This is a genomic window from Kitasatospora sp. NPDC097691, assembly GCF_040302665.1.
In the GTDB taxonomy this organism is placed as follows: Bacteria; Actinomycetota; Actinomycetes; order Streptomycetales; family Streptomycetaceae; genus Kitasatospora.
On record NZ_JBEORY010000063.1, the window covers coordinates 11625 to 24230 of the forward strand.

Genomic DNA, 12606 nt, shown 5'->3' on the forward strand with positions numbered 1-12606 from the left:
GGGGCCGCACCCGGAACACCCGGGTGCGGCCCCGCTCCGCTGTGCGGGCCGGCCGTCAGTCGAAGCTCAGCGTGCGGTACACGGTGACGTTGCCGACCAGGTCCTGGCAGGCCTGGGCGGCTGCGGCGAGCTGTGCCGGGCAGTCCGGCGAGGCGGTGTCGAGCAGGATGCCGAGGGTGGTGCCGCTGTGGCCGACCACCACGCCCAGGCCGCCCACCTCGCGGCAGATGCCGATCATCCCCTCCAGCGACCACTTGTGGCGCAGCACCTGGTTCATCCGGGCGCTGGCGGTCGCGACCCGCCCGACCTCGGCGAGGTCCCGGCGGGCGACGGCGCCGGTGATCCGGTCCAGCAGCCGCACGTACTCCCGCTTGTCGGCCGCGGTGAACGGCTTGGGGATCGCGTTGAAGGAGACGGTGTCCACCGCGCCGCCCTCGTCGCCGCTGACCACCGCCATGGACGGCAGCGACCCCAGCCGGGCCCGCAGCCGCACGGTGCGGTGGTGGAAGGCGACGATCGACGGGTAGAGCACGCCGTCGGTCGGTTCGATCCGGGCGAGGTAGGACTCGATGCGGCGCGGCGGCATGGCCTCGTCCAGGGCGTTGGCCACGGCGCGGGCGGTGGCCACCAGGTCCGCGGAGGAGCTGGCCAGTCCCTTGCCCTCGGGCAGGGTGCTGTGGATCTTCAGCAGGCCGCCGGCCGGCCGGCCGGCGTCCTCCATGATCATCGAGGTGAGCCGCAGGGCCTTCTTCTTGTGCGGCGGCCAGACCCGGAGCAGGTCGGAGTCCGGGTCGGGCTCGAACCTGGCCATCGCCCAGCGGGCGACCGGCAGGGTGACCAGGAAGTCCCCGTCCTCCTCGGGCAGGACGCCCTGGAGCAGTTCGCCGAAGGTGCCGAAGGCGGTGCTCACCCCGGTGCTGACCCCGGCAGCGGACCCGGTGCCGACCCCGGCGGCGGCCCCGGTGCTCACGCCGGTGCCGATCCCGGTGCCGATCCCGGTGCCGATCCCGGCGACCGCCCGGCCGGACACCGGGGTGATGATCTCGGCCGTCACCTGGCCTCCTCCCCGTCCCACGGCTCGGGCTGCCGGCCGGCGCGCCGCACCACGTCGGCGGTCTCCCCCGGCCGGGTGCTGATGAAGTAGTGGCCGCCCTTGGCGAGTTCGCGCAGCTCGACCCGGTCGGAGACCGCCTTCCAGTCGCCGTGGGCGGCCTCGAAGCCGGCGGTGGAGGCGTCGTCCCGGGCGACCACGACGTCCACCGGCGCGTCCAGCCGGTACCGCGCGCCGTCCTCCCGCAGGCGGATCAGCTGGCGGTTGGAGGTCACGACGTCGTGCCGGTAGGCCCGGCCCACCACGTCGGCCCGCTCCGGCTTGAGCGCGTCCAGTTCCACGTAGGCGTTGTCGGCGCGCAGCCGGGCCAGCAGGGCCTGGTTGTCGGCGGCGGACACCTCGGCCGTCTCGGCGCGCAGTTCCTCGGTGTCGGCCAGCAGGAGGGCACCGACGAAGACCCGCTCGACCGGCCGGCCGGCCTCCTCCAGGAGGCGGGCCGTCTCCAGCGCCGCCGCGGCGCCCGCGCAGTGCCCCCAGATCAGGACCGGGGTGGTGATCCGCTCGATGATCTCGTCCCGGACCCGTCGGGCGATCTCCGGGACGTCCGGCATCGCCTCGTCCTCGCCCTCGCCGGCCGGGCCGGGGCCGAGGCCGGGGAAGTCGTGCCCGGGGAGTTCCACCGCCTCGACGGCGAAGCCGTCCCGCTCCAACTCCGCGGCCAGCGAACGGAAGTTGACGGCGTTGCCGCCCGCGTAGGGGAAGCAGACCAGGGTGTGGTGCGGGGCGCGGGCGGCCGACAGCGGCTGCAGCAGGCCGGTGGCCGCCGGGGCGCTGTCGCCGCGGCCCCGGGCGTCCAGGGCGGCGGCCAGGTCGGCGAGGACGGGACGCCCGACGAGGTCCTTCAGGGACAGCGCCCGGTCCAGGTGGACCAGCAGCCGCACGGCGGCCAGCGACGTGCCGCCGAGGTCGAAGAAGCTGTCGGCCCGTCCGATCCGCTCCAGCGGTACGCCGAGCACCTCGGCCCACAGCATGGCCAGCCGCTGCTCGGAGGGGGTGCTGGGGGCCGCGTAGGGGGCGCCGCCGTGGCCCAGGGTCCCGGCGATCCGGACCAGGCCCTTCTTGTCGATCTTGCCGTTCTCGGTCAGCGGCAGCCGCTCCACCTGGTGGAAGTAGGTGGGCACCATGTAGTCGGGCAGCAGGGTGGCCAGGAAGTCGCGGACGCGCTCGGCCGGCAGGTCCTCGTCGCCCGCGAAGAACGCGACGAGGTTGCGCAGGTCGCCGGCGCCCCCGTCGATGACGACGGCGGCCTCCCGCACGCCGGGCATCGCCAGCAGCTTGTTCTCGATCTCGCCGATCTCGATCCGGAAGCCGCGGATCTTGACCTGCTCGTCCCGCCGGCCCAGGTACTCGATCCGGCCCTCGGGCAGCCAGCGGCCGAAGTCACCGGTCCGGTACATCCGGGTGTTGGGCCGGAACGGGTCGGGGACGAAGGCCTGCCGGGTGCGCTCCTCGTCGTTGATGTAGCCGCGGCCGACGCACACGCCGGAGAAGGCGATCTCGCCGGGCGAGCCGAGCGGCACCAGGGCCAGGTTCTCGTCGAGCACGTACGTGTTGACGTTGCGCAGCGAGCGGCCGACCGTCACGAAGTCCCGGTCGGGCAGCCCGTGCAGGACCTCGTGCATGGTGTCGTCGGAGACCTCGGTGGCGCCGTAGGCGTTGACCAGGGCGATCCCCGGGTACGCGGCGAACCAGCGCTGGACGAGCTCGTACTTGAGCGCCTCCCCGGTGACCGAGACGGTGCGCAGCCGGCCGAGCGGGCGCGGGTGCTGGGCCAGGTGGGTCAGCAGCACCTCCAGGTAGGACGGGACGATCTGGATCACGGTGACGCGTCCGTCGGCGATCTCGTCGAGGAAGCCCGCGACGTCGAGCTGGGTGTCGGTGTCCACGATCCGCACGGTGCCGCCGACCATGAGCGGGGCGGCGAACTGCCACAGGGAGATGTCGAAGCACTGCGAGGCGGTCTGGGTGACGACCTCGTCGGCACCCCCGGCCAGCTCCAGGTCCTCGATCTTCATGAAGAGGTGGTTGAGCATGCCCGCGTGCTCGCACACCGCGCCCTTGGGGGCGCCCGTCGAGCCGGAGGTGAAGTAGATGTACGCCGCCTGCCCGGGTGTCACCGTCACCCCGGTCGGGGCGACGGAGAGGTCGGGGCGGGTCCGGATCTCCGGCACCGACAGGGCCACGGGCGGCTGCGGGACGGCCGCGGACGCCTCCCGGGCCAGGGTCTCGCTGCCCGGTCCGGTCAGGACGAACCGGCACTCGCTGCGTTCGAACTGGGTCGCCACCCGGTCCACCGGGAAGTCGGGGCGCACGGGCAGGTAGACGCCGCCGGCCTTGAACACGCCGAGGGCGGCGGCGAGCCAGTCCAGGGTGCGGTCCATGACGACGGCGACCACGTCCTCGGCGGCGGCACCGGCCCCGACCAGGGCGTGCGCGACCCGGTTGGCCCGCTCGTCCAGCTCCCGGTAGGTCCAGCGCTCCCCGGCGTGCTCGGCCGCGACGGCGTCGGGCACGGCCCGCGCCCGCTCCTCGAAGAGGTCCACGAAGGTGCGGTCGGGCAGCTCGGCGCGCGGTCCGGCCAGGCCGTAGAGCTGCTTCTCGACCTCCCGGTCCGACAGCAGGCTCTGCCGGTCGTGCCGCTCGCCGGGGCCGGCCGCCAGGTTGCCCAGCGCCGCCAGGTGGTAACCGGCCAGGCGTTGGGCGTGGCTCGCGTCGAGCGCGGCGCGGTCGTACCGCAGGCGCAGCGTGAGGCCCGGGCCGTCGCGGTGCCAGGCCACGTCCAGCACGACGCCCTCGGCGAGCGTCGCGGCCGGGGCGGCGGTCGGGGCGGCGGCCGGCGCGTCGGCCGGCTCGGGGGCGGTGCCGTCGGCCGGCTCGGGGGCGGTGCCGTCGGCGGCGAGGCCCGACAGGTCCAGGACCGCTTCCGGGCGGCCCTCGGCGTCGGCCGCCCCCTCGGTCGCCGGCCCGGCCTGGGCGGCGGCGGTCCGCGCCACGAGCTCCGCCCAGGTGGAGTTCTCGACGGCCAGGCGCAGCGGCCGGACCGGCCCCGCCCCCTCCGGCGGCAGGTACCCGACGAGCAGCGCGCGCTCGGCCGCCACGGTCGCGAGCACCCGGGCGTGGGCGGCGGTCAGCAGGGCGGGCAGCCCGGCCCCCAGCTCGGCGGCCCGGCGTTCCAGGTTGCGGGTGAGGTCCTCGGCGATCCGGGTGTCGTGGACCGCGCTGCCCTCCTCCCGGGCGGTCGGCGCGGTCCACCGGGGGACCCTGGTGAACGCCTGGTTGTCCGCGTGCTCCGTCATCGGCCCCCGACTCCTCGTCCCGGCGTCGCCGGCTCCGCCAGCTCGATCCTGATCAGCCGCGCGGCGGTCACCGCGCGCTGTGCTGCTTCGTCCGCGTCCGTTCCGGTGGCGACCACGCAGGCCAGCCGGTCCTGGAACGAGTGCGTGATCCGTACCGTCCGGCCCTCGGCGGTGCCGGCCGTGACCGCCACCACGCCGGGCGCCGCCTCGGCGTCCGGGAGTCCGCCGACCCGGGCGACCACACCCTCGCGGTCGGCGGGCAGGAAGCGGATCGCCGCGTGTCCGTCACCGCCGGCGGACGGACCGACGGGCAGCCCGGCCACCCGGGCGATGACCGCGTCCACCAGGTCGGTGCCGAGCGCGGCCCGGACGGCGACCGGGATCATCCCGCCGGCCAGCCGCGGGTTGACCTCGATCACCACCGGCCCGGCGTCGGTCAGCCGCAGTTCGGTGTGGGCCGCGCCCCAGCCGAGGCCGAGCGCGGCGAGGGCCCGCAGCGCGGTGTCGCCGAGTGCGGCGGCGGTCGCGGCGGGCACCGGCGCGGGCACGTCGTGCCCGGTCTCCACGAAGTACGGCTCGGCGCCGGTGTGTTTGGCGACGACGGTCACCACGGTGTCGTCGAAGGTCTCGACGGAGAACTCCGGCCCGCGCACGGCCGCCTCGACCAGGATCCGGGCCGCGACCGGGGCGCCGCGCTCGTCGGTGGCCCTGGCCAGCAGCTCCGCCGCCCAGGCCCGGACCTCGGCGGCGTCCCGGCAGAGCCGGACCCCGACCGAACCGGAGCCGCTGACCGGCTTGAGGACGACGGGGTGGCCGATCGCGTCGGCCGCCCGCACCGCCTCGGACACCTCGGCCACGGCGGCGAAGGCGGGCACCGCCACACCGGCGGCCGCGAGCGCGGACCGCTGGTGCTCCTTGTCGCGGCAGCGGGCGATGGCGTCGCCGTCGGCGGCGGGCAGCCCGAGCTTGCGGGCGGTGCGCGCGGCGGGCGCGACGAAGTACTCGGAGCTGGACGCGATCCCGGCCAACCCGGCTCCGTCCTCGGCGAGTTCGGCGCAGCAGGCGAGGACGGCGTCCGGGTCGCCGGTGTCCAGCAGCCGGGTGGCGATCCGGTCCTCGGCCGCGTAGGGGTACCGGTCCGGGTCCCGGGTCAGCAGGACCGGGCGCAGTCCCCTGGCTCGGGCCGCCGCGCAGAACTCCCGCCCGGTCCCTGTGGTGTTGCTCTCCAGGAGCGCGAACCACGGCCCGTCGGGCCGCTGTTCGTCCGCGCCGTCGTGCTGTCCTGCCGTCGCGCTCACGGCGCACTCTCCGTTCCGTCTCCGTCAGCGTTGGTGTTCACGTCGGCGGCTCGTGCCGCGGGGGCCGCCGGGCCGGTCAGTGCCGCCACCGCCTCCGCCAGCAGCCGCCGCCCCTGCTCGGTCCGGGCCCGGTGGGCGGCGAGCCGGTCGCAGTGCCCGGCCAGCCGCTCCCGCAGCACCCGCACCGTGCGGTCGCACTCGCCCGGGCCGCCGCCGCGGTCGTGGTCGTCCACCACCTCGCGCAGCGTGGGGAGTTCGGCCGAGTCGGCGGCCGTGCCGTCGGGCAGGCGGATCGCGGCGAGCTCGGTGGCCCCGGCCTCGACGGCCTCCCGCACCGCCTCGCCCACGACGTGGTGCGCGGTGCGGAAGGGCACGCCCCGGGCGACCAGCCGGTTGGCGATCACGGTCGCGGTGACGAAGCCCTCCCGGGCCCGCTCCTCCATCCGCGCCGGGACGGGCCGGGCGCCGCTCACCAGGGCCTGGCCGAGCAGCACCGAGTCCCGGACGGCGGCGAGCGCGGGCCACCCCGCGGCGACCGCCTCGGTGCCCACCTCGATGGAGTTGGTGAAGGGCGTGGACTTCATGGCGGAGGCCGCCGCCGTCCAGGCGCCGACCGCCAGCCCGGCCTTGGCCTTGACGTGCTCCAGCAGGAAGGCGTTGCGCTTCTGCGGCATCGCGGAGCTGCCGCCGACCAGCCGCTCCGGGAACTCGACGAAGCCGAACTCCTGGGTGCTCCACAGCTGGAGGTCGGTGGCCAGCCGGCTGAGCGTCAGGGCCGCCGAGGCGGCCGCCGCGACCGCGCGCAGCATCGTGTCGCGGGCGGCCACGGCGTCGGTTGCGTGCAGCGGGCCGTCCGCGAAGCCCAGCAGCTCGGCGGTGCGGGCCGGGTCGATGGGCAGGTCGGTGCCGGCCACCGCCCCGGCGCCCAGCGGGCACCGGTCGAGCTGGTCGAGGACCTGCTGCAGGGACTCGACGTCCCGGTCGAGCGCGGTCGCGATCCCCGCCAGGTAGTAGCCGTAGCCGACCGGCATCGCGGGCTGGAAGTGGGTGTAGACCGGCATGACCACGCCGCGGTGGGCGCGGGCCCGGGCCAGCAGGACCGCCTGGAGTCGCAGCAACTCGCCGAGCAGATCGGTCAGTTCGGCGCGCAGCCGCAGGGCGGTGATGGTGGCCTTGATGTCGTTGCGGGAGCGGCCGGTGTGCAGCTTCCCGCCCACCTCGGACCCGAGTTCGGCCACCAGGTGGCCCTCGTACATCAGGTAGAGGCCGCGCGGGGCCGGCAGGTCGTACAGCTCGCGGAAGCCGTCGGCGCGCAGGGCGGTGATCCGGCGCAGCAGGGCGGCCGCCGCGTCGCGCGGCAGCAGTCCGCTCTCGGTGAGCATCACCACGTGCGCCAGGTCCACGATGCTGGTGGCGCCCAGTTCCTGGCGGATGTCCGCGGGCCCCGACTCGCCGTACACCACGCGCCGGGTGCGCGCGCCGAGGGTCCGGGTGAGACGTCCGGTGACGGTCACGACAGGGCCCGCTCGGGCAGTGGGCGGTCGGTGCGGGCGACGGTTCCGGGCACCTCGTCGTAGGCGCGGCGGGCCCAGTCGAAGCGGCTCCAACCCGGCCCGGCCTCGGCGGGGGAGGCGACGGTGACCGGCTCGACGGGCGGGGCGTCCAGCAGCAGCCCGTTGTCGGCGAGCCAGCTGTCGTCGTACACGGTCGCCTGGTAGCGGTACCCCTCGTCCGGCAGCATCACCACGCACAGCCGGTCCGGGTGGCGGTCGGCCCACCACCGGGCGACCAGGTGGGCGGCGCCGCTCGTCGGGCCCTGGAAGAGCGCGTGCCGGGCGTGCAGGGCCCGGGTCTGGGCGTACGCCTCGGCCGCGTCGCACCAGTGGATCTCGTCGAAGACGCCGTGGTCGAGGTTGGCCGGCCAGAGGCTGTTGCCCAGTCCGCGCAGGCCGCGCGGCCCGTCGGGCTGGCCGAAGAGCACGCTGCGGTGGCTGTCGACGCCGATCGCCAGGGTCTGCGGGGTGTGCTCGCGCAGGCCGCGGACGGTGCCGCACATCGAACCGCCGGAGCCGACCGGTCCGACGACGCAGTCGACGTCCCCGAGGGTGCGGTGCAGCATCTCGGCGACCACCCCGTACGAGCGGGGGTTGTCGGGGTTGCTGTACTGCTCGGGGCAGAAGGACTCGGGCAGTTCGGCGCGGATCTCGGCCAGGCGGCGCAGCCGGGCCTCCTGGTAGCCGCCGACCGGTGCCGGGTCCCGGCAGATCTCGACCCGGGCGCCGAGGTCGGTCAGCCTGCGGTACAGGTTGGGGTCGATCGCCGGGTCGCTGACCAGGATCAGCTCACGCTCCATCAGGGCGCACTGCATCGCCAGGGCGAGGCCGAAGGTGCCCGAGGTGGTCTCGACGACCGGGCCGTCGCCGAGTTCACCGCGCTGTTCGGCCCGTTGGAGGATGTAGTGGGCCGGCAGCAGCTTCATCAGGGTGAAGACGGCGCCGTACAGGTTGGGACCGAGCCGGACGAGGCGCGGGATCATCTGTGCTTCGGTGATCGAGTGGTACGTCGCGGTGGTCACCGTCATGGGAGCTCCCAGGGGATTCGGTGGGGACCGGCGTGCCCGGGCCGGCATCCCGGGGCGGGCCGACGAGGACAGGGGCTGGGTGTGCGAGCCGGTAGAGGATCCACAGGTTCACGGGTGCGGCCTCCCGGTCGGCGCGGCCCGCGGCCGGGAGCCGGCCATCAGGAGGGGACCGGGACGCCGGTCCGGGGGTCGGCCCGGTCGGGCAGCGGCGCGGCGCCTTCGGCGAGGGCCAGGTAGACGTCGTCGAGGGTCGGTTCGGTCAGCGAGATCCCCGTGATGCCCAGGTCGGCCTCGTCCAGGGCGCGGACGACCACGGCCAGGGCGGTGGACTCGCCGACGGGGACGACGACCGCGCCGTCCGCCTCGCCCGCGCGGGCCTCCAGACCGGCCCGGCGCAGCGCGTCGAGCGCGGCGGCCACCCGGGCCGGTTCGGCGAGCTGCGCCCGGACGGTGCTGCCGCCCAGCCGGCCCTTGAGTTCGGCCACGGTGCCGTCGGCGATGGTCCGGCCCTGGCCGAGCACGATGACCCGGTCGGCCAACTGCTCGGCCTCTTCGAGGTACTGGGTGGTCAGCAGCACGGTGGTGCCCTCGGCCACGCAGGAGCGCACCAGGTTCCAGAGGCCGCCGCGGCTGACCGGGTCGAGCCCGGTGGTGGGTTCGTCGAGGAAGAGCACCTGCGGGTGGCCGACGAAGCTGCTGGCGAGGTCGAGGCGGCGGCGCATCCCGCCCGAGTACGTCCCCGCCGTCCGGTCGGCCGCACCGGTGAGGCTGAAGGTCTCCAGCAGTTCGTCCGCCCGGGCCCGGGCCTCGGCCCGGCCCGCGCCGAGGAGCCTGGCGACGAGCACCAGGTTCTCCCGGCCGGACAGGCTCTCGTCCACGGCGGCGAACTGACCGGTCAGCCCGATCCGGCGGCGGACCTCACGGGCCTCCCGCACCACGTCGTACCCGGCGACCCGGGCCGTGCCCGAGGTGGGGGGCAGCGCGGTGGAAAGGATGCTGACGAGCGTGCTCTTTCCCGCCCCGTTGTGCCCGAGCAGGCAGAGCACCTCCCCTTTCGCGATCCCGAAACTGACTCCGCCGAGCGCCTGCGTGCTGCCGAAGGACCGGCTTACGTCTATCGCTTCGATCATCACGCTGTTCACCGGATGTCATTCCTCGCTGGGAGCGGGCGGGTACGGATCGGGGGGCTCCAGAATTCGTACATTCCTCGGCCTTTCCGCGGCAAGGAGCGCTACAGCAAGCTGCCATTCATCCGGCGGCCCGGGTGGGGTGGTGTTCGGCCGTCGCGGGCGGCAGCAGGCCGAGTTCCATCGCGCGGGCGCCGGCCTGGAATCGCGAGTTCGCGCCGAGTTCGCGGGTGATCTCGGCGACGTTCCGCCGGTAGGTGCGCACGGACATGCCGAGCTCCCGGGCGGCGACCTCGTCGGTGCGTCCGGAGCTGAGTGCCAGCAGGATCCGCCGGGCCACGGCGCTGCGGGTCCGGTCGCTCAGCCGCCGGTGGTCGGCGAGCGGGGCGCTGCCGTTCCAGGAGGTCATGAACAGGGTGCGCAGATTGCGCAGCACGGCCGGGGCCCGCATCAGGACCGCCTCCCGGGACGGCCCGGCGGTGCGCGACCAGACGACGCTGACCAGGCCGTCGGCCAGCACCATGTCCTGCAACGCCGCTCCCACCAGCCGGACTTCGACGCCCGCGGCGTACTTGTCCAGCCGTTCGAGGAGCAGCCGGTTCTCCAGCAGGCCGACTCCGGCGAGGAGCCGGACGTCCACCCCGCGCGCCGCGGCCCGGCCCAGGCAGGAGACGAGCCGGGTGATCTCCTCGTCGTGGTGCCCCGAGAGCACCACGGCGAGGGAGCGGGCGGCCGAACCCACCAGGTGCTCGGCGGTCTCCGTCGCCTCCTCCGGCCCCAGCGCGGTCAACAGCCGTCCTTCGCTGCGGTGCCGGTCGACGGCGAACTCGACGAGCCTGCGCGCCTCCAGCAGCATGCTCTCGATTTCTCCGCTGGACGGTTTCCTCGCCGGCTGCTCGGACGGCGGATTCGGCCCGGCGGGCACGGTGACGACGGCGGACGGATCATTGACAGGCGTACTCGTCACATTTCCCCCTGATGCTTGACTCGCGACGTCCGTTCAGGAGGGGCGTGAGGCCCGGCCGGTTATGGCAAGCGCAAAGCGGCCGCCTTCGAGGCACCGCAACTGCCGAGAGCCCCCGTTCTCTCCATGGACTTCACCCTAGGAGCCGCTGTTCGAGCCGGTCAAACAGTTGCACGCCAAAGCAAATGCACCGCCCCGCGGGCGCTTTCGGCGAATTCCGCGCCCCCGGCCGGCACGGACGGGAACGCCGCGCCGCCCGTGGATCCGTCGGGCGGCGCGGCGTGCGGTTCGGACGCGGTGTGCGGTTCGGACGCGGTGTGCGGTTCGGACGCGGTTCGATCGCGGTGTGCGGGGCGGGGCGTTGCGGGCGGGCGGGGTCAGGCGCTGCCGAGCAGCAGGTCGCGGTGGGTGGTGAACTCGGTGTTCGCCCGGTCGTAGTCCTCGGGGCGGCCGATGTCCATCCAGTAGCCGTCGAACTCGTAGGTGGCCGGGCGGGTGTCCCGCTCCAGGAGGTCCAGGACGAGTTCGTCGAAGCCGAGCGGCAGACCGGGCGTGTAGCCCTCCAGGGTCGCGCGGCTCAGGCCGTACACGCCCATGGACACCTGGTAGGCCAGGCTCGGCTTCTCCCGGAAGCCGGTGATCCGGCCGTCGTCCGTGGTGAGCACGCCGAAGTCGATGTTCACCTGGCGGTTGTGGGTGGCGACGGTCAGCGGGGCCCCGGACGTCCGGTGCCGCTCCAGGACCGCCGCGTAGTCCAGCGAGGTGAGGATGTCGCCGTTCATCACCAGGAAGTGCTCGGGGAGCCGGTCCCGCATCATGACCAGCGGACCGAGGGTGCCCAGCGGGCTGTCCTCCACCGCGTACTCGACCTCCAGGCCCCACTGGGTGCCGTCGCCGACGTAGGCGCGGATGATGTGGCCGAGGTGTCCGATCGCGAGGGTGACCCGGGTGAAACCGGCCGCCGAGAGCTGACGCATCACGATCTCCAGGATCGCGTGCTGGTCGCCGATCGGGACCAGGGGCTTCGGCAGCGCGGTGGTGTAGGGCCGCAGCCGGACGCCCTTGCCGCCGGCCATGATGAAAGCGTGCATGATCGAGTCCCTTCCGCTGGAGTGGTGTGCTTCGTGCCGAGTGGTGGAGGTCAGCCGCGGGTGCCTAAGGTGAGCGGGAACGTGCTGTCAAGTTCCATGTGATGAGGTCGTGTTGTTCCCCTACATCGGCTCCGGCCCGTACTGCTTCTCCAACTCGCTCGCCATGGCGCTAGGGCCGGGCTCGCCCGGCACGCCGGTGCTGGAGGTGCTGACCGGGTCACCGTTCGGCTTCCAGCTGATCGACGGGGTGCTGCCGTTCTTCGACCCCTTCGGCTGGGACCCGGAGCAGGGCCTGGACGCGGCGATCGGACTGCTCGGCTGGGAGTGCCTGCGCAGTGACGGCGACGACCCCGAGGAGGCCGAGGCACGGCTGCGCGCGGCCGTCGCCGGGGGCCCGGTGCTGGCCGGGCCGCTGGACATGGGCCTGCTGCTCCAGCAGCCCGGCTCCGGCGAGGCGATCGGCGCCGACCACTACGTGCTGGTGGTGGCGGTCGACGGGGACACCGTGGTCTTCCACGACCCGCACGGTCACCCCTGGGCGACCCTGCCGGTGCCGGCCTTCCTGGCCGCCTGGCAGGCGGAGAAGATCGACTACGTGGACCGGCCGTTCGTGCTGCGCACCGGCTTCACCCGCGTCCGGGAGACCACCGAGGCCGAGGCCCTGCGGGCCTCGCTGCCGCGCGCCGTGGAGCTGCTGCGGGGCCTGAGCACCGGCGCCGCCGACATGCCGCCGGGTTCGCTCGGCACCGCGGCCGGCCTGGAGCGGCTGGCCGAGCAGGTGGCCGAGGGCCTGGACCCGGACATCCGGCAGGTGATGGAGAAGTTCGCGGTCCGGGCCGGTGCCCGTCGGCTGTCGGACGCCTCCACCGCCCTCGCGGGGATCGGCCTGCGCACCGCGGCCGAGGTGCTGGGCCGGCAGGCCCGGATCCTCGGCGGGCTCCAGTACCCGCTGGTCGTCCAGGACGACGCCGCCGTGATCGCGGGCCTGCGCGCGCTCGCGCCGACCTACGAGGAGCTGCGGGCCGCCCTGGTCGCGGAACTGGCCGGGCAGGACGGCCGACCGGCCGCCGCGGTCGCCGCGGGCTGAGCCGGCCGCCCGGCACGGCGGACCGGCCGGGGGCCGGTCCGCCGCCGGGTG

The 12606-nt window shown here is 74.7% G+C and carries 9 protein-coding genes; 1 reads left to right on the plus strand and 8 read right to left on the minus strand.

Features of this window, described 5'->3' with window-relative positions:
- Positions 1-55: 55 nt before the first annotated feature.
- The 8 genes from ABTY56_RS31935 to ABTY56_RS31970 form a co-directional block, all read right to left on the minus strand.
- A complete protein-coding gene (locus tag ABTY56_RS31935; RefSeq protein ID WP_350632849.1) occupies positions 56-1054 on the minus strand; it encodes a GHMP family kinase ATP-binding protein in 999 nt (332 codons plus the stop codon).
- Positions 1051-4407, minus strand: coding sequence for a non-ribosomal peptide synthetase family protein (locus tag ABTY56_RS31940; RefSeq protein ID WP_350632850.1), 3357 nt, complete (start codon positions 4405-4407; stop codon positions 1051-1053). The genes ABTY56_RS31935 and ABTY56_RS31940 overlap by 4 nt, the downstream gene beginning before the upstream one ends.
- Positions 4404-5705: an ATP-grasp domain-containing protein gene (locus ABTY56_RS31945; protein ID WP_350632851.1), complete on the minus strand. Its 1302-nt coding sequence runs from the start codon at positions 5703-5705 to the stop codon at positions 4404-4406. Before ABTY56_RS31945 ends, ABTY56_RS31940 begins: the two co-directional genes overlap by 4 nt.
- Positions 5702-7219, minus strand: coding sequence for an argininosuccinate lyase (gene argH / locus ABTY56_RS31950; RefSeq protein ID WP_350632852.1), 1518 nt, complete (start codon positions 7217-7219; stop codon positions 5702-5704). Before argH ends, ABTY56_RS31945 begins: the two co-directional genes overlap by 4 nt.
- Positions 7216-8286 (minus strand): cysteine synthase family protein, encoded by a 1071-nt coding sequence (locus ABTY56_RS31955; RefSeq protein ID WP_350632853.1) that lies wholly within the window; start codon positions 8284-8286, stop codon positions 7216-7218. Before ABTY56_RS31955 ends, argH begins: the two co-directional genes overlap by 4 nt.
- A gap of 158 nt (positions 8287-8444) precedes the next feature.
- Complete coding sequence (locus tag ABTY56_RS31960) at positions 8445-9428, minus strand: ATP-binding cassette domain-containing protein (RefSeq protein WP_350632854.1); 984 nt, start codon at positions 9426-9428, stop codon at positions 8445-8447.
- A 106-nt stretch (positions 9429-9534) separates the two neighbouring features.
- Positions 9535-10380: a hypothetical protein gene (locus tag ABTY56_RS31965; RefSeq protein WP_350632855.1), complete on the minus strand. Its 846-nt coding sequence runs from the start codon at positions 10378-10380 to the stop codon at positions 9535-9537.
- Positions 10381-10754: 374 nt separating this feature from the next.
- The gene (locus ABTY56_RS31970) at positions 10755-11468 is read right to left on the minus strand and encodes a sugar phosphate nucleotidyltransferase (protein ID WP_350632856.1); all 714 of its coding nucleotides are present in this window, start codon (positions 11466-11468) and stop codon (positions 10755-10757) included.
- A gap of 112 nt (positions 11469-11580) precedes the next feature.
- Between ABTY56_RS31970 and ABTY56_RS31975 the strand changes: the two genes are divergently transcribed.
- Positions 11581-12555, plus strand: coding sequence for a YobF C-terminal domain-containing protein (locus tag ABTY56_RS31975; RefSeq protein WP_350632875.1), 975 nt, complete (start codon positions 11581-11583; stop codon positions 12553-12555).
- Positions 12556-12606: the final 51 nt, after the last annotated feature.

Bases quoted from the DNA above. Each gene is read 5' to 3' on its own strand.
- ABTY56_RS31940 (WP_350632850.1), bottom strand. From the start codon at position 4,407: ATGACGGAGCACGCGGACAACCAGGCGTTCACCAGGGTCCCCCGGTGG.
- ABTY56_RS31955 (WP_350632853.1), bottom strand. From the start codon at position 8,286: ATGACGGTGACCACCGCGACGTACCACTCGATCACCGAAGCACAGATG.
- ABTY56_RS31970 (WP_350632856.1), bottom strand. From the start codon at position 11,468: ATGCACGCTTTCATCATGGCCGGCGGCAAGGGCGTCCGGCTGCGGCCC.